Origin of the sequence: Nocardiopsis valliformis DSM 45023, assembly GCF_000340985.1 — a bacterium.
Lineage (GTDB): Bacteria > Actinomycetota > Actinomycetes > Streptosporangiales > Streptosporangiaceae > Nocardiopsis > Nocardiopsis exhalans.
This window is the reverse complement of the sequence record NZ_ANAZ01000002.1, coordinates 366,739-386,634: the sequence shown is the minus strand read 5'-3', so window position 1 is coordinate 386,634 and position 19,896 is coordinate 366,739. Positions and strand designations below refer to the sequence as shown.

Sequence of the window (19,896 nt, the reverse complement as noted above, 5' to 3'; positions counted from 1 at the left end):
CCCAGGTCCGGATCAGGACTTCAACGCGGCCCGCAGCATGCGCAGCTGGCCGACCTCGGCGGCGTTCTTCATCAGTTCGCTGTTGACCCACGCAGCGGTGTGCGCGTGGGTCTTGCCGTTCGCCCCCTGCCAGGGGAAGGAGGCGGGTGAGTCCAGGTCCATCTCGGACAGCGCCTCGATCCAGTCCAGGCCCAGGCCGCGGAGCCAGTCCACGGTGCGTTCCTCGCCCGGCCAGCGGATCTCGGCGCGCTCCTGCGGGGTGCGCCCCAGGGTGTGGTCGAGGGTGACCGTCCACCACCAGCCGATGTGCCAGGTCAGCCAGGCGATGGTGGGTACCGGGACGGGGTCGGGTTCGCTGTCGGCCCAGTCCGGGGTCCACACCCCGCCGGGGCCCTGGCGCAGGGTCCAGCAGAGTTCGGCGGGCTCCCAGAGGAAGTCCTCGGGCTGGAGGCGCTCCAGGTGGTACTCGAACAGCGCCCAGGTCATGTCGTACTGGTCGCGCAGCAGGTCACGGCGGTAATCAGGCATGGGCCCAACCTGTCACACCAACCCCAGGAGTCACAGCTACTTTTTGCCGGGTCAGCCTCCTGACCAAATGCGTAAGTCACTGCTTACATATTCGGTGTGGATGTCATGGAGGCGATCGGAGAGCCGAACCGGCGGCGCGTGGTCGAGGTCCTGGCGGCGGGTGAGCGCTCGGCCGGGGAGATCGCGGCCACACCCACCTCAACACCACCCGCCGCTACGCCCTGCCGAGCGAGGCCGACAAGACCCGCGCGCTGGATGCGCTCACCACCGACCCGTGAGCCTGCGAGGGGCTGCCGCTAAATCCTGTAGCCGTCCTCCTCGACCCCGGCCGGGGTCGAGGGGAGGGCATCGGCGGAGGTCACCCGCCCATCTTCTTGCATAGCTCCAATTATGCAAGGCGAGAAACCAGCCCTTCTCTGTGTCAAGCTTGACTTGACGACAAGAGGGGTTTCCGCCCCTAAGCCCTGTGCTCCAGACCCACCGCGGCCACGGTGGCACGCAAGTCCCGGCGCCTGGACCAGCCCGCTAAGGCGCTGGCCGGAACGCTTCACTGCCGTAGACACCCGAATCCGTCCTGCCGACGAGTGGAGAGATCACCCGATACGCAAGATCGGACTGTGGGGCTTCAAGGCCCATCCGGGAAACCGTCTCCACAGCACTCATTACGAGTCCATCCCAGAGCCGAGGGGATGGCTCACGAACCCTTGGCTTTGCTGAGTAAAAACCAGACCTCGAGCAGCTCACCGCGATTTCATCACAGTGGATCGATGGGGTTTCCACGAACCTGCGGAACTGCTAGGCGTTCGTCCCGGCCAAGGGCTCCATGCGTAGGGCCTCTGCTCATCCAGCGCACCATTTATTTTTTCTTCTCGTGCAACTCTTGAAGAGCAAAGAGAGAAACCATAACAAAAGCTAGACCGATGAAGTATCCTGCACTATTTGCAAGCAAGTCATTTATGTCACTCTGCCTTCCTGTCCCCAGTAGCCCTTGAAGCACTTCCACGCAAAGCGATAGAACTGGGCCGACAAGAAACCTAAAGCCCCAACCCGAGAAGGCCAAAAAGGAGAAAATCCCCAGGGGGACAAAAATAATGGAGTTTAGAGCGATCGTCTCCCAGAACAGGTTCGGCCCCGCGCCCTCGGAAAGCGGGGACCATGGAATTACATTCACATTGGCGCCATGGCGGCCAACTTCACCCCAGCCGCCAGTAGGCTCTACTAGAATATAGAGATAGGCTGGAACTGACAGAAATACTGCCACCTTGAAAAAGTCTGAGAAGTATCGATGCTCGCGTATTTTAAGAAAGGCGAGAATTAGCGCGGCAAGAAAAAAAGAAACAAGGGTCAGTGTGACCGAAATAAAATTTACGTGAAGTAGTAGCTGCCACATGCTAAGCCTAACCAGGGAGCGGGTTCGGGCATCCTGGGCAAGCCTAGGACGCCCGAACCCCTTGCTGTCGAGGTGTCTAGTTACAGGAAACCGAAGGCGTCTGGAAGCGCCCCTGGCCGTCAACTGTCATGAAGCCGAGAATGTTGCCCGGGACACTCGTCTGGTTCCAGGTGCTGCTCACAGTTTGACCTGAACTAACGTTCGAGTGCAGCCCTCCAGTTCTTTCCGTCCCGCCAGAGGACCATCCCAGCCTGAAGGTGACAGGGTTGCCAGATCTCTTCACGTAGCTTACTCGGACGTAGTTGCAGTTATTTGACCTTAGCTGAAGCGTCCCGTTTGACAACTCTGTTGAAGTGTCAGCATAGGTCTGGATCGCGTCATCTTCGGTTTCAAGAATTGTCCCATCTTCATAGATGGTGACGTCGACTTCCACTACGTCCTCCCCCTGGCTGTAGGAAGGGGCAGCGTGGGCCATCGAAGTAGGCGCGAGGGCAAAAGCAAAGCATGCAAGGCTCGCGATAGCCATCTTGGAAACATTCTTGGATTTCATTTATTTCCTTTTGTTGGGCAATTACTCACAGGGACCATACATGCTTGGTCGCGAGATGGTCAAGTTCGTGCAAAAGTGATTTTGCTGCGCCTTGCTGGCGCTCTGAAGTGCGCATATTCCTCCCCTGTCGGGACAATGGCGGCCACCGCGGGGATCAAGTTAGTTAAATATTTGCTGGTCAAGCTGCTACTAGGGTGGATTAGAGTTTTTTCTTATCGGTGCCGACACCCTGGCCGACCGTTCGAAGGACACCTGCCATGCGTGAAGACAGCCTTGACAGGAGAAAATGTCAAGCTGAGCTTGACGCTATGAGTCGCTACCGTGCACCCCAAGCCCTGCGCAAGCTCGCTGCCGAGACCGCCGACACTTACGGCACCCGCGTCAGTGCCGAGCACGAAGGATCCGGCGTCTGGCTGATCCAGTGGACTGATGGCCCTACCCGCGAGCAGCTGCGCACGCGGGCCGAGCGGGCCGCCCCCGGCACCACCCTGGATTTACACCGCTCCTGTAGCCCGCGTGCCTGGACCCTGGCCGCCCAGGCCGATGCCGACCTGGACCGGGAGGGCCGCCTGGCCGTGCTCGGGCTGCTGGAGGACATGCGCCGGCTGTGGGAGGAAACTGAGGCCGCGGCGTTCGCCGCCGCCCGCGACACCGACGCCCCGGGGATGCGGCCTCCTGGGCCCAGATCGGCGCGGTGCTCGGAATCAGCCGCCAGGGTGCCCACGAACGCGGCCACCGCCGCGCGGCCGGTGGGCCATCAAGGCTGGCTTGACGCTAGATCCTGGAGCAATCCTCCTCGATCCCCAGAACCCTCAGGCCCCCAGAAACTCCCTGAACAACCGCTCCGACTCCGCTACCGTCCCATCCTCCACCAGATACTCGCAGTCACCACGACTCCACGATTGGCCGTCGCACCCATCCCAACGAAGCAGAAACCGGTCTTCGTAAATACGGGGACCAAGACGCGCCTCAAGATCTGCCGCGAACTCGGACATGTCCTCGTCCACCGACCTGTTCGCGACCTTCTCAGCAGTCAGGACAGTCGCGTACTCCACCACCGCAACCTCACCGAGCTCAACCGCACGATTGCACTCAGAGTCCGTATTGCCGTAGAACACGCTCCCCAGCTCCAAAGGCTCACAGTCCTTCGCTGAGAAGTACCGGCTGGGCATTTCCAGCTCGACGCCGTCGAGGTTGTCGATCAGGTACTGGCCTACATCCATGCCCGTGATCTCGATCAGGTTCGGGTGCTGGTCATCTTCGGGCTCTTCCGCGGCTTCGAGGGCTTCGCTGACTGCTTGGTTGATCTGAGCGTCGATGTCCTCTTGGGATGGTCCGCATCCGAGGACGAGCAGGACGGGAATCAACGCGGCGAGCAATCGGGGCCGGTGCATGGGGTCTCCCTAAGGTTGTGGGTGTTCAGGGCGGAATGTCCTGGATGCCCAGGACGGTGGGGTGTGGCTGATGGGGTGTCTGCCCAGATGGCTCGAGGAGAATGGCCGCCCCACCGTCCGGGACTCCCCGACCTCTGATTGAGATCTGCGAAGAAGTCGCTGTTTAGGGACCTGGTGGCGGGGCTGTCCACGGGGACCACCAACAACGAGGAACGGCATCGCATGAGCACAGGGCCGATGTGGATCGGGATCGACGCGGGCAAGACCAACCACCACGCCACCGCCATCAACACCGTTGGTGAGGTGCTGTGGTCCAAACAGGTCCGCAACGACCAGGCCACCATCGAGACCCTCATCAACAAGGCCACCGCCAGCGGCGCCCAGGTTCTCTGGGCGGTGGATCTGACCAATAGCTACGCCGCGCTGCTCCTGGGCGTGCTCGGAGCCGCCGACCAGACGGTGGTCTACGTGCCGGGCCGGATGGTCAACACCATGACCGCCACGTTCGGCGAGTCCAAGACCGACGCCAAGGACGCCCTGGTCATCGCCCAGACCGCCCGCATGCGCCCGGACCTGGCCACGGTCACCACCCCACCGGAGCTGGTGGCCGAACTGTCCCGGCTCACCGCCCACCGCACGGACCTGGCCGCGGACTGGGTGCGCGGCGTCAACCGGCTGCGCGACCTGCTCGGGTCGATCTTCCCCGGCCTGGAACGCGCCTTGGACTACACCAAACGCTCCCCGCTCATCCTGCTCACCGGCTTCGCCACGCCCGAGGAGATCCGCACCGCCGGTGAGGAAGAGATCGTCTCCCACCTGCGCGATCACGGGGCGCACCGGCCCAGCATCGCCAAGATCGCCGCAGCCGCCAGCGAGGCCGCCCAGGCCCAGAGCATCGTGCTGCCCGGCCAGAACAGCACCGCCACCCTCATTAAGCGCCTGGCCGCCAAACTGCTGGAGCTGGACCGCGAACGCAAGGACCTGGACAAAACCATCACGGGAGTGTTCCGGTCCAACCCCCAAGCCGAGATCATCGAGTCCCTGCCCGGGATGGGGCCGATCCTGGGTGCGGAGTTCATCACGGTCACCGGAGGGGACCTGGCCGCGTTCGCCCACTCGGGCCGCCTGGCCTCTTACGCCGGGTTGGCGCCGGTGAGCAAGGACTCGGGTCGGGTGAGTGGGAACCTCAGACGCCCCAAGCGCTATAACCGCAGGCTGCGCAGGGTTTTCTACATGGCGGCGCTGTCCTCGATCAAGGCAGACGGGCCCTCGCGGGTCTTCTATCGGAAGAAACGCAGTGAGCGGATGCTGCACAAGCAGGCCCTGCTCGCCCTGGCGCGCAGACTCGTGAACGTGCTGTGGGCGCTGCTGCGCGACGGTCGCCTCTTCGAGCGCAGCGCACCGGTCAGGCCTGTAGCGGCTTGACACGGCCATTGAGATTCTCCTTGGCGCGGCGTCATGGTTCTGACGTTGGGGGCGCGTGGCTGGTTGTCGTCGGCCTACCGGACCTGGCCGTTGCCCCTTTCAGGCTTACTTGGTAACCGGTCGTGGGAGGGCGTCCCCGACTCGGTGGTCCGCTGGACCCTGGAAGCCGTGCCCGAGGGGACCCGGCTCACACTCGTGCACGGTGAACTGCTCCCCGAGCCCGCGGCCGACTTCGCCACCGGCTGGCACGTGATGCTCGACGCCCTGGCGCTGGCGGCTGACGGCAAGCCCACGGATGACGCCTGGAACGCGGTCGGCGAGGTCGCTGAACTCTACGCTCGGGTGGAGTGAGGGCTCAGGGCTCTTCTGCGGGGGAGCCCTGTTCTTTCCCCTGTTCCTGTTCCGCGATGGTCTGGAAACCGGTGAGCAGGCAGCGCAGGCCGAACTCGAACCGGCTCTGGCCGAAGGGCGTGCCCCCTTCGCCCACGGCCTCGATGAGCCTCGTCGCCTCCAGGTGGGCCTGCTGGATCTCGGGGAGCATGTCGGCGGAGGGGTTCGGCACGCGGTCGACGGACTGCGTGTGGACGGTGGCGGCCCCGAGTACGTAGGCGTCCAGGCTGTCGATCATGTCGAACTTGACCTGCGCGGGCAGGCCCGTGCCGTCGAAGACCCGCAGCGCCGAGTCCAACCAGGTGACCGAGGCCGGGCCGAAGTCGTGGTTGGCCTGGCGCAGCTCTATCACCCACGGCTTCTCGCGAAAGGTCACCCAGTCGTCCCGGGCCCAGGCGGCCAGCTTCTCCAGCCAGGTGCCGGGCAACTCGTGGGGGAGACCGTCCTGGGCGATCACGCTGTCCAGGATCAGGGTCTCCAACACGGTGCGGTTGGCGACGTAGGTGTACAGGGTGCCGGGTGCGACCTCCAGCCGTTCGGCGAGGCTGCGCATGGACAGGGCGCGCAGCCCCCGGGCCTCGATGAGCTCCACCGCGGTGCTGACGATCAGCTCCCGGGACAGCCGCCGCCGGGGGCCAGGCGTACGGCGTCCGCCAGCGGCCCCGCCGTCGGCGGTGCCTCCGGTCTCGGGCTCGGGTGTAGTCGGCATGCGCCCAATCTAACTTCCGCCCCGGAGAGCCCCGCCGCCTCGGGGCACCCCCGCTGTCCCAGGGCTCCGGCGGCCTACAGGCCGCTCATCTGTCGGGGACGTTTGCGCAGGCTCAGGCGGCGCAGCAGCACCTCGAAGGGTCCGCGCCTGCCACTGCGCTCCATGAGGGCGGCGACCACGACGGTGACCAGCCAGAGCCCGAGCGCGAACAGGGCCATGGTGAAGCTGGTCAGGTGAGCGCCCAGGCCCAGGCCCCAGGCGGAGAGCACCGGGACCAGCACGATCGAGTGGGACAGGTAGCCGCTCAGCGAACGCTTGCCCAGCGCGGCGACCGAGGTCACCACCACGGGCGGGCGTCCCCGGCGGGTGAGCAACTGCGAGAGCAGCACGAACAGCGCCACGTACCCCAGGCCGCCCGCGAGTCCACTGGTCCAGGCGGTCAAGGTCATGGCCGTGTCGCTGAGCCCGTAGTAGGGGGCCGGGTCGAAGACGCCCACGTGCTTGAGTGCTCCGGGCAGCGCTCCGGCCAGGCCCAGGGCGGTGCCGATGACGGCCACGCGCCGGATGAGCGCGCGGTGCCGCTCGGGCTCCTCCAGGACGCGGTGCCGGGCAGCCCACATACCGATCAGGATCGCGGTCGGCAGCACCACGCCGAAACCGTTGATGAACAGCAGCACGACCCAGGTGGGCAGCCGGAACAGCACGGAGACGAGGTAGTTCTCCTCGGCGGCGCCGCTGAGCAGGAACCGCCCGCTCTCCTGGGTGAGCGGGACCGCCTCGCCCGCCGGGTCGAGGACCGTGATCAGGGCCAGCGCCGCGGCGGCCGCCGCGAACACCAGGGCGAGCAGGCCGACCCCGGTGAGGATGCCCGCGCGCAGCCGCCGCTCGCTTGCGCGCAGGAACAGGGCGCACAGCACCAGGCCGATGAGGCCGTAGGCGGCCAGGACCTCGGTGCTCAGCAGCAGGGCGGCGTGCGCGAAACCGAAGACGAACAGCCAGCGGTTGCGGCTGCGGATGGTCGCGGCCGCCTCGTCCCGGGTGGCCCCGGCGGCCATCCGGCGGGTGAGGGTCTGGACGATCCCGTAGCCCACCAGGAAGGCGAAGAGCGGATAGACCCGCACGTCGAGCAGGGCGAGCATCAGGAACTGCGTGACGCTGTCCGCGACCGAGCTCGGGTCCGGGTAGCTGTCGGAGCGCGTGTAGTCCCCGGCGTACAGGAAGAAGGCGGTGTTGGACAACAGGATCAGCAGGAGCATCCCGCCCCTGGCGAAGTCGGGTGCAAGTAACCGTGGCGCTGTCGGTGGCGCTGCCATCAGAGGTCCCCCGTCATATCTTTGAACACTGTTCAGAATTGTAGGCGGACCGCTGGCCGCCTTCAAGGCCGGATCCGGCTGGCGGGGCTCGGGCGATGGTCGGGTCGGGGCGGGATCTGTGTCCTGGGTCACTGTTGTGGTACTTTCCGCCTGCCCGATTTCAGGTACGCGCGCGTTCCGCACGGGGGAGGGGCGGGCGAGGTGAGGAGCTGCCCGGATGACCACAGTCAGTACCGTCCGAGGGGAGGTCGGCGCCGCCGACCTCGGCCGGACCTACATGCACGAACACGTCTTCATTCTCACCCCGGACATCCAGCGGGACTTTCCGGAGGAGTGGGGTTCGGAGGACGACCGCGTGGCGGACGCCGTCGCCCGGCTGCGTGCCCTGGCCGCGCAGGGGGTGCGGACGGTCGTCGACCTCACCGTGATCGGTCTCGGCCGGTACGTGCCCCGGATCCAGCGGATCGCGGAGCAGGTGCCCGAACTCAACATCGTGGCTGCGACCGGGATCTACACCTACGACAGCGTCCCTCGCTACTTCCAGTACCGGGGCCCGGCCCTGAACGAGGCGCTCGGCACCGAGGTCCCCGACCCGATGGTCGACATGTTCGTCGCCGACATCACCGAGGGCATCGCCGGAACCGGGGTGCGGGCGGGGATGCTCAAGTGCGCGATCGACGAGGAGGGGCTGACCCCGGGCGTCGAACGCGTCATGCGCGCGGTGGCCCGCGCCCACCACGAGACCGGCGTCCCCGTCACCGTGCACACCCACCCGGTGTCCCAGACAGGGCTGCTGGTCAAGCATGTCATGTGCGACGAGGAAGGCGTGGACCCGGCCCGTATCGTCCTGGGCCACAGCGGTGACACCGCGGACACCGACCACCTCGCCCGGCTCGCCGACGCCGGGTTCGTCCTGGGCATGGACCGCTTCGGCCTGAACTTCGACACCACCTTCGAGGCCCGCGCGGACACCCTGGTGCGCATGTGCGAGCGGGGCTACGCCGAACGCATGGTGCTCTCCCAGGACGCCGCCTGCTTCAACGACTGGCTCGACCCGAACGTCATGGCCTTCCTGCCCCAGTGGAACTACCTCCACCTCGGCGAGGAGGTCCTCCCGTACGTCCGCGAACGCGGCGTGGCGGAGGCCCAGATCGAGGCGATGCTCGTGGACACCCCCAGGGCGTTCTTCGAGGGCGGCCTCCCCAAGTACTGACCCTCTCCACAAACTCCATCGGACCTCTGGCTCTGTCGGGCCCCTGGCCTGCACCGGGGGTCCGTTTTTCTGTCTCCGCATTGATGTGTGATTGACGATGGTGTGTCATGCACACTATCGTGTGAAGCATGAAGCAAGACGAGCTCCTGGCCGGACACCTTCAGGAACTGCGGCGCGGCACGGTGGTGCTGGCCTGCCTCGCCACGCTGGGACGGCCGCGCTACGGCTACGCCCTGCTGGAGACCCTGGAGAAAGCCGGGTTCTCGGTGGACGGAAACACGCTCTACCCGCTGCTGCGGCGGTTGGAGAAACAGGGCTTGCTGACCAGTGAGTGGAACACCGAGGAGGCGCGGCCGCGCAAGTTCTACGCGGTCAGCCCGGACGGTGAGGCACTGCTCGAACAACTGACGCGGGAGTGGCACGTGCTGGACGGCGCGATCCGGGCTCTCGGACAAGGGGAATCCGATGGGTGAAGGCAAGACCGAGTCCACGCTGACCGACCGCTACGTCTGGAGTGTCACCCGCCACCTGGACTCGGAGACCGGTCCGGACGTGGCCCGTGAACTGCGCGGGTCCATCCTGGACACGATCGAGGCCAAGGTCGAGGCCGGTACCGACCCGGCCAAGGCCGAGGAGGAGGCGCTCACCGAGCTGGGCGACCCCGACGCGCTGGCCCGTGAGTACGGGGACCGGCCCCGGTACCTGATCGGGCCCGGCGTGTACTCGGGCTACGTCCGTCTGCTGAGGACGCTGCTGGGGATCCTGCTGCCGCTCGGACTCGGGGCGGTGCTGCTGGAGCGGCTGCTGTCCGGTGCCGACGGCTTCGGGGACACCGCGCTGGCCGCGGTGGGCACCCTGTTCGTGACCGCGGTGCACGTCTGCTTCTGGGTGACCCTCGCCTACGCGGCGGTGGAGCGGGCCCGCCCCGCGGACAAACGGGAGGAGCCGCTGGTCGCCTGGGACACCAAGCAGTTGCCGGAGGAGACCCCGTGGCGCCAGGTCGGGCTGGGGGAGACGCTGTTCCAGGTGGCTCTGCTGGGACTGGTGATCTCCCTCCTGACGTGGCAGTTCACCGGGGTCTCCGATCCCAGCACCCAGGTCCAGGTGCTCAACCCGGACCTGGCCCTGCCCTGGGCGGTGCTGCTGGTGGGCCTGATCGCGGTCGAGGCCGCCGTGGCCGTCGGCGTCTGGTGGACCGGCCGGTGGACCCCGGCACTGGCGGTGGGCAACGTCCTCGCCGGAGCCACCTGGGCCACCGTGGCCGTGTGGCTGCTGCTCCAGGACCAGCTGATCGTCGCCGATCTCCCCGAGCGCTTCGGCGCGGTCTTCGGGGTCCCCGCCGACTGGTCGGTGGCGACTTTCCCGATCGCGGTCGCGTTGGTCGCGATCGCCGCCTGGGACATCGCCTCCTGCCTCAACAAGACCCGCCAGGCCGCCCTCCGGGCCTGAGCTTCCGGTTGACCGGCCGCCCTGAGGAGCAGCACCCCCCGGGGGTCAGCTCTGTGAACTGGTGATGTTCCTCTGCAGCGCCCATGCTTCCTTGCGGAGCCGGATGTGTTCCGCACTGTCCTGAAGGCTCACCAACTGCTCGCAGAACCGGACGGACTCGTTCACGGCGGCTACGGCCTCTCGCCGTCGGTCCACCCCGAGCAGGACAGAGGCCTGGGCCTGTAGTGCGAGGACCAGGGGCACACCGTGTTCGATCGGCTGTCCTTTTACGAGAGGACGCAGGATCCCCACAGCCTCTTCGCTCGCGGCCAAGGCCTCCTCCCGCCGTTCCAGGTCGTCCAGGTCCAGAATCAGTTCCAGGAGGGTTTCGACGAGGGCAGCCCTGTGTGTGCCTGGGGCCGCATCGGCCAGGGTGCGGTAGAGGGCGAGCGCTTCGGCGGTGGCGTCGTAGGCTTCCTCGTACATTTTGCGTTCCCTGAACTCTGTGGCCTGTCGCCGTAGGGATGCGGCGCGCGCGACCGATTCCGAGTCGGCCCCGGTCAGCTGTGCCGTCGCCACCAGGGTTTGCGGAATCCCGGCCACGGTGCCCTGTGCGTCGGGGCCGGCTTCCGGAACCCGGCTTGAGTGCGGGGGCCAGGCGGTGTCCGGGTCGACCCCGTCGAGGGCGTCGAGGACCTCGGTCAGGTTCGGGCGCTGCTTCGGGTCGCGCTGCCAGCACCCCGCGATGATCTCCGCCAGGTCAGAAGGAAGCTCGGGGGAGACCGCCGGATCGGTCATGAGCAGGCGGGACAGGCATCCCATGACCGTTGTGGCCTGGAACGGGTTGTGCCCGGTGGCCGCGTGGTGCAGCACGGTTCCGTAAGTGAAGACGTCGGAGGCCGGGCCGGAGAAGTCCGGGTCGTCGGAGGCCTGTTCCGGGGACATGTAAGCGGGGGTGCCCAGGATCGTTCCGGTGCGGGTGATGTGGGTTTCCTCGGCGGGCAGGGCGATCCCGAAGTCGATGATCCGGGGTCCCTCGGAGTCCACCAGGATGTTGGCCGGTTTCAGGTCCCGGTGGGCCAACCCGGCCTTGTGGATGGCGAGCAGGCCCTCGGCCAGACCGGCGGCCAGCACCCTGAGCGAGGGTGCGGGGAGGGGCCCGTGCTCGTTGACCACAGAGAACAGTGAAGGACCCGCGATGTAGGCACTGGCGACCCAGGGTTGCTCGGCGTCGGTGTCGGCGTCCACCACCTGGGCGGTGTGGAAACCGCCGACACTGCGGGCCGACCGCACCTCACGGACGAGGCGTTTGCGGAACTCGACGTGCCGCATGTGTTCGGCGTGCACAACCTTGACGGCGACCCGGCGCCCGGACCGGGTCCGCCCCAGGTAGACGCGGCCCATGCCGCCGCTGCCGAGGACGTGGGTGAGGCGGTAGGGGCCGACACTCTGGGGGTCGTTCGGGCCGAGAGGCTGCACTGCGGTCCGCTTTCATTGGAGGCGAGGGGCCGGATCCACTCTAGTGACGCGATGTCCGGACGTTCGGTTCGCCTGTGATCCGCGCATACGAAAGGGGCCCGGGCGGCCGTGTTTCCAGAAACACTGCCGCCCGGACCCCTTGAGCCGATCGCCTGCATCCGATCAGCCCTGATGGTGCGCGAGCAGACGACAGCAGTTGAACGCCGTCCAGGTGATGGCGGAGACGGCCTCGTCCTGCATCTGGTCCAGGGTCCGGGGACCCCGGGCGATGGAGAACGCCGCGGTGATCCCGGAGCGGCGGAGCTCGTCGGGGCCTACCGACACGCTGCCGGCGATCACCACGACGGGCACGTTCTTGGGAGTGAGGCGGCGGACCGCGTCGACGACCTTGCCGCCCAGGGACTGGCTGTCGAAGCGGCCCTCGCCGGTGAGGACCAGGTCGGCGCGGGCGAGCAGCTCCTCCGCGCCCAGGACCTCGGCGACCATCTGGGAACCAGGCAGGACCTCGGCGCCGAGCAGGGCCGTGAGGGTGACGGGCATGCCGCCTGCCGCACCCATGCCGGGCACGTCCCGAAGATCGCCGCTGGTGACCTGGGCCAGGACGTCGGCCAGCCGGTCGAGCCCGGCGTCGAGGACGCGCACGTCCTCGGGGTCAGCGCCCTTCTGCGGGCCGAAGACGGCGGCGGCGCCCTCGGGGCCGACCAGCGGGTTGGTGACGTCGCACGCCACCCGCCAGCGCACGGTGCGGGCGCGCGGGTCCAACTGGTCCAGGTCGAGGGAGTCCAGGTCGCCGAGGCGGCCGCCGCCGTCGGGGAGTTCAGTGCCGTCCGAGGCGAGGAAGCGGGCGCCGAGCGCGCTCAGCATGCCGGTACCGCCGTCGGTGGAGGCCGAACCGCCGATGCACAGCAGGATCTCCGCCACGCCCCGGTCGAGGAGCGCGGTGACCAGGGCTCCGACGCCCCGGCTGCTGGCGGTGCGGGCCTGGAGGGGGACGTCGGCGACGCCGGGCAGCCCGTTGGCCTCGGCGGCCTCGATGACCCCGGTGGTGCCGTCGGGGGAGATCCCGAAGCGGGCCCGGGTCGGGCGGCCGAGGGCGTCGGTGGTGTCCACCGTGAGCGGCTCGGTGCCCCAGGCGCCGAGGAGGGCGTCCAGGGTTCCCTCGCCGCCGTCTGCGAAGGGCAGGGCGTCGACGGACACGGGGATGCCCCGGTCGTTGTAGGCCTCGCGGGCGCCGTCGGCCATGGCCTCGGCGACCTCCACGGCGGAGGCGCTCCCCTTGAACGAGTCGGGGATCACTACGACACGGACGGCTGGGGTGGCGTCAACGGTCTCGTCATGTGTATGCAGCGCGGTGGACATGAGCCAGATCATAGAACCCGGTTCGGTGCATTTCGACGGTGTAGGGCCCAGTCTTCCTGTGGTTTTATCTCGGAGGTATGTGCGAAATGCCCAGTGCGGCTTCCGCGTACAGACACATGTGCACCGTGGTCAGGTGGTCCGGCCGCCGGATGTCCAGACCGGTGGCGCTCCGGATGCGGTCCACGCGCTGGAGCAGGGTGTTGCGGTGCACGAACACGGCGTCGGCCGCCTCGCGCATCGAACCGGCCGAGGCCATTGCGGACACGGTCCTGCGCTGCGCGTCGCTGAGCGGCGCGGTCCGGGCGCTCATCCGGGTGAGGGTGCGGCGGGGCAGGTGGGCCACGGACACGGCGATCTCGCGCGACCACGGCTCGGCGCGCTCGATCCGGGGGATCAGCCCCGCGTACCGGCACAGCGCCCGGGACTCCTCGGCGTAGGCCATCAGCGCGTCCACGTCGTCGGTGGCGGGGGTGCGCGTGTGGCGGCTGTCCGAGGGCAGGCCCGGGGAGTCCGCCGCGGGGGCCCGGCCGTGCCCGATGATCCACAGCGCGCCGTGCAGGACGGCCGCCCGCCGCGCGCCGTCGCCGTTCACCCTGGCGGCGGCGCTCTCCGCCGTCGGGGGCGGGGCGACCCCGCCGCCGGGCCGCGGATCGCCCGCCGCCCACAGCGCCAGCGACCACGGCGGCTGGAGCCCGGCGGCGGCCAGCCGGGCCCGGGCGTCGTCCGGGCGGGTCGTCCCCGAGCTCAGCGCCGCCACCAGGTCGCGGGCCTCGGTGTGCCGCCTGCTCGCCGCGTCCTGCTCGTGCTCCTGAGCGATGAGCAGCTGAACGGTGAGCGCGACCACCCGGGCCAGGTCCTCGACCTCCCGGGGGTTACCGGTGACCCCGACGACCCCGCGCAGCTCGCCGTCGATCATCAGGGGTTCGTTGGCACCGGGCCGGTCGGACGTCCCGGGCTCGGGCACGTTCACCAGCACGCTGCGGCGCTCGGCGATAACCCGCTGGGCTCCGTGGTGCAGACTGCCCACCCGGCCGGGTTCCATGCACGCGATGATCGTGCCGTGCTCGTCCATCACATTGATGTTGTGGCTGATGGTCGGTGCGATGAGGTCGACCACCCGCTGTGCGAGTTCACTGCTCAGCGGCGCCCGCCGACGGTCTTCGGTCATGCCTGCCACAATAGTGACGCATCACCCGAACCCCTGTTCGACCGCACGCCCCTCGGGCCCCTCAGGAGTTGCCATGGACGATCTTCTCGAAGCGCGGCTGAAGCGGTGGTGGTGCGACCGGCCGGTCATTCGCACCATCGACGAGGCGCGGGAGTTCGTGCACGACGTCGGGTTCGCCGTGCTGTTCGGCGGGGACCGGCCCACCTACCCCTGCCTGCGGGAGATCTCCCGCGACGACGGGGCCGAGGTGCTCTCCACCGGAATGGGAGCCGACTTCGAGGCGATGTGGGGCTGGAAGGACGAGCTACCGGCCCGGGGGCAGGCCTGGCTCGGCCGGTTCCTCGGGACTCGGCAGACGCTGATCAGCCCCGACCTGCTCGCCGACCTGTACGCCTACCCGGGCGAGCCGGACGACTTCACCCGGTGCGAGCACCTGAGCCCGGGCGCCCGCGACCTGGCCCGGACGCTGCTGCTCCAGGGGCCGATGACCACGCGGGCGCTGCGGGCGGCACTCGGGGTGGGCAGCAAGGAATCCGACCGCTACGTCACCGAGCTCGGCCGCGAACTGCTGATCACCGGTTACGGCTGCGACGACTCCGGCCCCGGCTGGCCCGCCTCGGTGGTGGAGCTGACCTCCCGGGCCTTCGACGTGCCGGGGGAGGGCGACCGGGAGACGCGGGACGCCTCCGCCGCCGCCCGCTTCCTGGACACCATGGTCGAGGCGGCCCCGCGCGAACTCCAGCGCGCCTTCCGCTGGGACCGGGACCGGGCCCACCGCGCCCACACCAGGGCCACACCCGTGTAGACGGCCGCCGTGCCCGCGAGGAGGGTGAGGGACAGCAGCCACTCGCGGGAGCCGTCCGGGCCGTAGACCCGGTTGGCGGCGCCCGCGTCGAGGGCCGGGACCGGCTCGCCCTCCCGGCAGGTGTCGTGTCCGGCGGCGTGCAGGTAGACGTTGCGGTCCGTCCCCCCGGTGTCGGGGCGGAAGGTTCCGTTGCAGGTGCACGACTCGTGCCCGGGGTGCTGGACGCAGCTGAGGCTGGTGGCGGTGAACACTCCCGGAGCGCCCTCGCCGCGCGCGGCCCTCAGGCTCTGGTCGAGTCCGGCCAGTCCCACGTAGGCGACGGCCGCGGACAGGAGTAGCAGGGCCAGGGAGAAGGGGAGGGAGGGGCGACGGGGTCCGGAGTCGCGTTCAGCCACGGGATTGTTCCTCCTCGCTTCCGTCGGTACGGGAGATCTGGAGCGCCAGCAGGGCGCCCACCGCGCACAGCGCCGACGCGATCAGCCACACCGGGCCGTAGCCGCCGGTCAGGTCGCGGGTGAACCCGCCCAGCACCGCCATGGTCCCCGCGCCCACCTGGTGCAGGGCGTTGATCCACCCGAAGACGATGGCCCCGTCCGCGCCGAAGACCCGGCGGCACAGCAGGATGGTCGGCGGAACGGTCGCCACGTCCAGCAGGCCGAAGACCACCACGAAGGCCACCAGCGCGGTCCCGGCGTCCGGACCCAGCAGCGCGGGCAGCCCGGCCAGCAGCAGCCCCCGGCCCGTGTAGTAGGCCACCAGCAGGCGGCGCGGGTCGAAGTGGTCGGTCAGCCAGCCGGAGAGCACCGTTCCGACCAGCGAGAACACCCCGATCACCGACACCAGTGCGGCGGCCGCGGTCACGGCCATGCCCTGGTCCTGCGCGGCGGGCACGAAGTGGGTCCACATGAGGCCGTTGGTGGTCGCCCCGCAGACCGCGAAGGTCCCGCCGATCACCCAGAACCGTCGGCTGCGCACGGACGCGAACAGAACTCCGACCGTCCGTCGGGCCGCGCCCCGCTCCGCCTCCGGCCGGGGTACGTCCGTCTTCGCGCCGTAGGGCCGAAGTCCGAGGTCGGCGGGGTAGTCGCGCAGCAGCAGGGCGACGAGCACCGCCGTCGCGGTGGCGGTCAGAGCCAGCGTCACCAGGGCCGGGCGCCACCCCTGCTGGTCCACGACCCATGCCAGGGCGGGCAGGAAGACCAGCTGACCGAAGGCGCTCGCCCCGGTCAGCGCGCCGACGACCAGGCCGCGCCGCTCCAGGAACCAGCGGTGGGCGACGGTCGCGGCGAAGGTCATCGCCAGCGAACCGGTGCCCGCGCCGATCAGCAGCCCCCAGTAGAGGGTCAGCTGCCAGGGCGCGGTCATCACGGTGGTCAGCCCGGAGCCGAGCACGATCACCGCCAGCGCGGCCAGGGCGATCCGGCGGAGGCCGAACCGGTCCATCAGTGCCGCCGCGAACGGCGCGACCAGGCCGTAGACGATCATGTTGACCGAGGCGGCCAGCCCGATCGAGGCGCGCGACCACCGGTACTCGGTGTGCAGCGGGTCCATGAGCAGGCCCGGCATCGCGGTGAAGGCCGCCGCGGCCACGATGGTCAGACCCGCGGCCAGCGCGACCACCCAGGCGCGGTGAACACGTGCCGGTGGGCGCTGACGTTCGGAGGCCCCGGAGGCCGTGGAAGCACTGCGGGGAACGGTTCTGGAAGACATGCCTTCAGGCTCGTCTTCCGGGCACGCCAGAAACAGTGGCCGGAAAGCCAACAACCGAAAGAATCAGGCCATAGAGTGAAGGCATGAGCTTGGAAGTATGAGAGTGGCGGCATGAACGTCTTTACCCGATCCGACCGCCACCGCGTGGCCGTGTTCGTGCGGCACGGCGTACTGCCCATCGAGGCGGGGATCGTCCACCGCCTCTTCGGCCGGGTCCGCGGGGCCGACGACCGACCGCTCTACGAAGTGGCCACCTGCGCCCTGGAACCGGGCGTGATCGGCACCGACTCCGACTCCGACCTCACCCTCAACGTCCGGCACGGCCCCGAAGCCCTCGCCGATGCGGACACGGTGATCCTGCCCGCCGCCGAAGAAGACTACGGCGAACGCCCGCACGACCCGATCGCCCCCGCACTGGCCGCCGCCCTCACCCGGGTCGGCGAGCGCACCAGGATCGCCTCCATCTGCTCGGGGGCGTTCGTACTCGCCGCCGCCGGGGTCCTGGACGGCTGCCGGGTGACCACGCACTGGATGTCCGCCGGGTACTTCCGCGCGATGTACCCGCACATCGACCTCGACCCGGACGTGCTCTACACCGACAACGGCCGGGTGCTCACCTCCGCCGGGGTCGCCTCCGGCATCGACCTGTGCCTGCACATGATCCGCACCGACCACGGCACCGCCACCGCCAACGAGGTCGCCCGCAACACCGTGGTCCCGCCGCACCGCGACGGCGGCCAGGCCCAGTACATCAAGCTGCCCGTGCCCGCCCCGGAAAGGTCCGCGACCGCCCGCGCCAGGGCCTGGGCCCAGGAGAACCTGTACCTCCAGCCGGGCCTGGCCGAGATGGCCGAACGGGAGGCGATGAGCGTGCGCACGTTCACCCGCCGCTTCCGCGAGGAGACGGGCATGTCCCCGGGCCAGTGGCTCACCCAGCGCAAACTCGACCTGGCCCGACATCTTCTCGAGGGCTCCGACCTGCCGGTGGACCACATCGCCGACCGTGCGGGCTTCGGCACGGGGGCATCGCTGCGACAGCACATGCAGGCCGAGCTCGGGGTGTCGCCCAGCGCCTACCGCCGCACCTTCCGAGGTACGGGGAGTACACGGCTCGCAGACTCCTGAGCTCCGGCCCCGGGCCGCACCCCCGGTACGGGACTCCTGACTCTGATCCGGCCAGTCGTGCTGGGTCGGCGGTGAGAGTGGGCATGATGCCGACATGGATCGAGTCCTCCCCCCGACGTGGCGGCCCTCCAGCGAAGCCGAACTCGAAGCGGCACTGAACGAGGGCGCGTTCACCGAGACGCCCAAACGCGAGGCCAAACAGCAGCTCCGCAGCTCCAAGGACCAGGCCAAGGACATGGCGTCGTTCGCGATCGACGGCGGGTTGATCGTGGTCGGGGTCCGGGAGATCAAGACCGAGGGCAGGTTCGAACTGGCCCCGGTCGAGTGGGTCGACCAGATCCTGGAGACCCCGGCCCGGATCGCCGCCTCTTCCTGCGACCCGCCGCTCCAGGTTTCGGTGGACTGGCTGGAGAGCGCCCTGCCGGGCCACGGCTACCTGCTCATCGAGGTGCCCGCCTCCCCGCTGGCCCCGCACATGGCGGGCGGCGCGTACTACGGGCGCGGCGACCGGGAGAAGCGGCGCCTGCCCGACGCCGAGGTGGAACGGCTCATCCGGGCCAGGGACACCTCCCTGGACGTGGTGCGCACCGCGCTGCGCGAACAGGTGCAGAAGGACCCCTTTCCCGAGGGCGAACTGGCCCACCTGCACGTGGTCGCGCTGCCCTCGCGCCGCATCCCCGGCATGTTCAAGGCCTGGACGGCGGCCGAGGACGCCCGCCCCCTGCTGTTCGACCTCGTCCGCGACGGGATCTCCGCGCGCACCCGCGAGCGCGGCGGCGAGACCGCCCTGGTCGCCCCGGAGTTCGGGGACCTGTGGTCCGGGTTCCGCACCGCGGGCGGCGTGGGCATCGCCAGCCAGACCTCGGCGCAGGCCAGGGAACAGAACGACCTGCGCTTCATCGTCCGCGAGCGCGGCGAGGTGTTCCTGTACTGCGGCCGGTCGGCCGACCGCCGGTACGGCCAGCACATGATCTTCGACGGCGCCCTGGCCTTCCGGGTGCGCGCCTTCCTCGACCTGCTCGGCAGTCTCTCCAGGGACGCCGGGTACGGCGGCAGCTGGGACGTGGGCGTGGCCGTCACCAACCTGCACGGCGTGTCCGCCTGGGCCGACGACCGGTACCTGTCCCCGGGGGTGGAGTACGACGCCGAACGCTACGAACAGGTCACCCGGGTGCCCCAACTGGAACTGGAGAAACCCGGCAGCGCCACGGACCGCCTCGTCGGCGAGCTGCTCCGCTCCCTGGGCAACGCCTCGGCCCACGCGGACCTGCTGACCGACCCGGAGTGAGCCCGTCGGAGGGCGTCCGCCAGACTGCTGTGACATCCGGCTTGGGACATCCGACTGGCGAGAGGACCGATCGTGAACTCCGAACCCCTCCGGGGCGTTCCCCTGCCCCGGCTCTCCCTACCAGCCACGATCGGCCCGCCGGTCGAGCTGGGCTCCGAGGAACCGGGTGACCACGTCCTGTTCGTCTACCCGAAGACCGGCCGCCCCGACCGCCCCGCACCGGCCGAGTGGGCCACACTCCCCGGGGCCAAGGGCTGCACCGCCGAATCCTGTGAATTCCGGGACCTGGCCGACGACTTCGCCCGGATCGGATTCCGGATCCTGGGTCTGTCCAGCCAGGAGCCCGACTACCAGCGAGAGGCGGCCGAGCGGCTGCACCTGCCCTACCCGCTCCTGTCCGACCCCGACCTGCGCCTGGCCGCCGAACTCGGCCTGGACACCTTCGAGTTCGAGGGGGAGCGGCTGTACACCCGGATCACACTCATCGTGCGCGCCGGGGTGATCGACCGGGCCTACCGCGACATCAGCGACCCGCAGAAGCACCCCCGGGCCGTGCTCGCGGACCTCGGGGGATAGGGCATCCCGTTTTGGCGGCAGGGCGTCCGCACGGTGAGGTGGCAAG

The 19,896-nt window shown here is 69.0% G+C and carries 19 protein-coding genes; 9 read left to right on the top strand and 10 right to left on the bottom strand.

Annotation, left to right across the window (positions count from 1 at the left end; genetic code table 11):
• Positions 1-12: 12 nt before the first annotated feature.
• The 4 genes from D457_RS0102340 to D457_RS0102335 form a co-directional block, all read right to left on the bottom strand.
• Positions 13-528, bottom strand: coding sequence for a DinB family protein (locus tag D457_RS0102340; RefSeq protein WP_017579028.1), 516 nt, complete (start codon positions 526-528; stop codon positions 13-15).
• 856 nt (positions 529-1,384) lie between these two features.
• Positions 1,385-1,918, bottom strand: a complete 534-nt coding sequence (locus tag D457_RS34460) for a VanZ family protein (RefSeq protein ID WP_083926640.1) — start codon at positions 1,916-1,918, stop codon at positions 1,385-1,387.
• A 76-nt stretch (positions 1,919-1,994) separates the two neighbouring features.
• Positions 1,995-2,468 carry a hypothetical protein gene (locus D457_RS34455; RefSeq protein WP_239645983.1) on the bottom strand — a complete coding sequence of 158 codons (474 nt, stop codon included), beginning with the start codon at positions 2,466-2,468 and terminating at the stop codon, positions 1,995-1,997.
• Between the two features lie 812 nt (positions 2,469-3,280).
• On the bottom strand, positions 3,281-3,862 hold the full coding sequence (locus D457_RS0102335; protein ID WP_017579027.1) for a hypothetical protein: 582 nt from the start codon (positions 3,860-3,862) through the stop codon (positions 3,281-3,283).
• Between the two features lie 222 nt (positions 3,863-4,084).
• Between D457_RS0102335 and D457_RS0102330 the strand changes: the two genes are divergently transcribed.
• The gene (locus D457_RS0102330) at positions 4,085-5,287 is read left to right on the top strand and encodes an IS110 family RNA-guided transposase (RefSeq protein ID WP_026116252.1); all 1,203 of its coding nucleotides are present in this window, start codon (positions 4,085-4,087) and stop codon (positions 5,285-5,287) included.
• 33 nt (positions 5,288-5,320) lie between these two features.
• A complete protein-coding gene (locus D457_RS37420) occupies positions 5,321-5,638 on the top strand; it encodes an SRPBCC domain-containing protein (protein ID WP_275040975.1) in 318 nt (105 codons plus the stop codon).
• A gap of 4 nt (positions 5,639-5,642) precedes the next feature.
• On the opposite strand, the gene D457_RS31730 is transcribed toward D457_RS37420, so the two are convergent.
• On the bottom strand, positions 5,643-6,386 hold the full coding sequence (locus tag D457_RS31730; RefSeq protein ID WP_017579024.1) for a TetR/AcrR family transcriptional regulator: 744 nt from the start codon (positions 6,384-6,386) through the stop codon (positions 5,643-5,645).
• Between the two features lie 74 nt (positions 6,387-6,460).
• Positions 6,461-7,642 (bottom strand): DUF418 domain-containing protein, encoded by a 1,182-nt coding sequence (locus tag D457_RS0102315; RefSeq protein WP_017579023.1) that lies wholly within the window; start codon positions 7,640-7,642, stop codon positions 6,461-6,463.
• Between the two features lie 274 nt (positions 7,643-7,916).
• On the opposite strand from D457_RS0102315, the gene D457_RS0102310 reads away from it, so the two are divergent.
• The 3 genes from D457_RS0102310 to D457_RS0102300 all read left to right on the top strand — a co-directional run bounded on the left by D457_RS0102310 (position 7,917) and on the right by D457_RS0102300 (position 10,361).
• The gene (locus D457_RS0102310) at positions 7,917-8,912 is read left to right on the top strand and encodes a phosphotriesterase family protein (protein WP_017579022.1); all 996 of its coding nucleotides are present in this window, start codon (positions 7,917-7,919) and stop codon (positions 8,910-8,912) included.
• A 128-nt stretch (positions 8,913-9,040) separates the two neighbouring features.
• Entirely contained in the window at positions 9,041-9,385 is a 345-nt protein-coding gene (locus D457_RS0102305; protein ID WP_017579021.1) for a PadR family transcriptional regulator, read from the top strand.
• Positions 9,378-10,361, top strand: coding sequence for a permease prefix domain 1-containing protein (locus tag D457_RS0102300; RefSeq protein ID WP_017579020.1), 984 nt, complete (start codon positions 9,378-9,380; stop codon positions 10,359-10,361). Before D457_RS0102305 ends, D457_RS0102300 begins: the two co-directional genes overlap by 8 nt.
• A 45-nt stretch (positions 10,362-10,406) precedes the next feature.
• On the opposite strand, the gene D457_RS33970 is transcribed toward D457_RS0102300, so the two are convergent.
• From D457_RS33970 to D457_RS0102285, 3 genes are all read right to left on the bottom strand, one after another.
• On the bottom strand, positions 10,407-11,819 hold the full coding sequence (locus D457_RS33970; protein ID WP_051072836.1) for a serine/threonine-protein kinase: 1,413 nt from the start codon (positions 11,817-11,819) through the stop codon (positions 10,407-10,409).
• A 162-nt stretch (positions 11,820-11,981) separates the two neighbouring features.
• The gene (locus tag D457_RS0102290) at positions 11,982-13,190 is read right to left on the bottom strand and encodes a glycerate kinase (protein WP_017579019.1); all 1,209 of its coding nucleotides are present in this window, start codon (positions 13,188-13,190) and stop codon (positions 11,982-11,984) included.
• 52 nt (positions 13,191-13,242) lie between these two features.
• Entirely contained in the window at positions 13,243-14,346 is a 1,104-nt protein-coding gene (locus D457_RS0102285; protein ID WP_017579018.1) for a sugar diacid recognition domain-containing protein, read from the bottom strand.
• Positions 14,347-14,419: 73 nt separating this feature from the next.
• Between D457_RS0102285 and D457_RS0102280 the strand changes: the two genes are divergently transcribed.
• Positions 14,420-15,151, top strand: coding sequence for an AlkZ-related protein (locus tag D457_RS0102280; protein ID WP_017579017.1), 732 nt, complete (start codon positions 14,420-14,422; stop codon positions 15,149-15,151).
• 387 nt (positions 15,152-15,538) lie between these two features.
• Here D457_RS0102280 and D457_RS0102275 read toward each other — a convergent pair whose 3' ends face one another.
• Positions 15,539-16,861 carry an MFS transporter gene (locus tag D457_RS0102275; RefSeq protein ID WP_017579016.1) on the bottom strand — a complete coding sequence of 441 codons (1,323 nt, stop codon included), beginning with the start codon at positions 16,859-16,861 and terminating at the stop codon, positions 15,539-15,541.
• 111 nt (positions 16,862-16,972) lie between these two features.
• Here D457_RS0102275 and D457_RS0102270 point away from each other — a divergent pair, with 111 nt between their 5' ends.
• From D457_RS0102270 to D457_RS0102260, 3 genes are all read left to right on the top strand, one after another.
• Positions 16,973-17,986 (top strand): GlxA family transcriptional regulator, encoded by a 1,014-nt coding sequence (locus D457_RS0102270; protein ID WP_017579015.1) that lies wholly within the window; start codon positions 16,973-16,975, stop codon positions 17,984-17,986.
• A gap of 94 nt (positions 17,987-18,080) precedes the next feature.
• Positions 18,081-19,274 carry an AlbA family DNA-binding domain-containing protein gene (locus D457_RS0102265; RefSeq protein WP_017579014.1) on the top strand — a complete coding sequence of 398 codons (1,194 nt, stop codon included), beginning with the start codon at positions 18,081-18,083 and terminating at the stop codon, positions 19,272-19,274.
• 72 nt (positions 19,275-19,346) lie between these two features.
• Positions 19,347-19,850: a peroxiredoxin gene (locus D457_RS0102260; protein ID WP_017579013.1), complete on the top strand. Its 504-nt coding sequence runs from the start codon at positions 19,347-19,349 to the stop codon at positions 19,848-19,850.
• Positions 19,851-19,896: the final 46 nt, after the last annotated feature.

Excerpts from the sequence above, each read along its gene's own strand:
- D457_RS34455 (WP_239645983.1), bottom strand. The coding sequence starts at position 2,468 with ATGAAATCCAAGAATGTTTCCAAGATGGCTATCGCGAGCCTTGCATGC.
- D457_RS0102315 (WP_017579023.1), bottom strand. The coding sequence starts at position 7,642 with ATGCTCCTGCTGATCCTGTTGTCCAACACCGCCTTCTTCCTGTACGCC.
- D457_RS0102340 (WP_017579028.1), bottom strand. The coding sequence starts at position 528 with ATGCCTGATTACCGCCGTGACCTGCTGCGCGACCAGTACGACATGACC.
- D457_RS0102305 (WP_017579021.1), top strand. The coding sequence starts at position 9,041 with ATGAAGCAAGACGAGCTCCTGGCCGGACACCTTCAGGAACTGCGGCGC.
- D457_RS31730 (WP_017579024.1), bottom strand. The coding sequence starts at position 6,386 with ATGCCGACTACACCCGAGCCCGAGACCGGAGGCACCGCCGACGGCGGG.
- D457_RS37420 (WP_275040975.1), top strand. The coding sequence starts at position 5,321 with ATGGTTCTGACGTTGGGGGCGCGTGGCTGGTTGTCGTCGGCCTACCGG.
- D457_RS0102270 (WP_017579015.1), top strand. The coding sequence starts at position 16,973 with ATGAACGTCTTTACCCGATCCGACCGCCACCGCGTGGCCGTGTTCGTG.
- D457_RS0102300 (WP_017579020.1), top strand. The coding sequence starts at position 9,378 with ATGGGTGAAGGCAAGACCGAGTCCACGCTGACCGACCGCTACGTCTGG.
- D457_RS0102265 (WP_017579014.1), top strand. The coding sequence starts at position 18,081 with ATGGATCGAGTCCTCCCCCCGACGTGGCGGCCCTCCAGCGAAGCCGAA.
- D457_RS0102285 (WP_017579018.1), bottom strand. The coding sequence starts at position 14,346 with ATGACCGAAGACCGTCGGCGGGCGCCGCTGAGCAGTGAACTCGCACAG.
- D457_RS0102330 (WP_026116252.1), top strand. The coding sequence starts at position 4,085 with ATGAGCACAGGGCCGATGTGGATCGGGATCGACGCGGGCAAGACCAAC.
- D457_RS0102290 (WP_017579019.1), bottom strand. The coding sequence starts at position 13,190 with ATGATCTGGCTCATGTCCACCGCGCTGCATACACATGACGAGACCGTT.
- D457_RS0102280 (WP_017579017.1), top strand. The coding sequence starts at position 14,420 with ATGGACGATCTTCTCGAAGCGCGGCTGAAGCGGTGGTGGTGCGACCGG.
- D457_RS0102275 (WP_017579016.1), bottom strand. The coding sequence starts at position 16,861 with ATGTCTTCCAGAACCGTTCCCCGCAGTGCTTCCACGGCCTCCGGGGCC.
- D457_RS0102310 (WP_017579022.1), top strand. The coding sequence starts at position 7,917 with ATGACCACAGTCAGTACCGTCCGAGGGGAGGTCGGCGCCGCCGACCTC.
- D457_RS34460 (WP_083926640.1), bottom strand. The coding sequence starts at position 1,918 with ATGTGGCAGCTACTACTTCACGTAAATTTTATTTCGGTCACACTGACC.
- D457_RS0102335 (WP_017579027.1), bottom strand. The coding sequence starts at position 3,862 with ATGCACCGGCCCCGATTGCTCGCCGCGTTGATTCCCGTCCTGCTCGTC.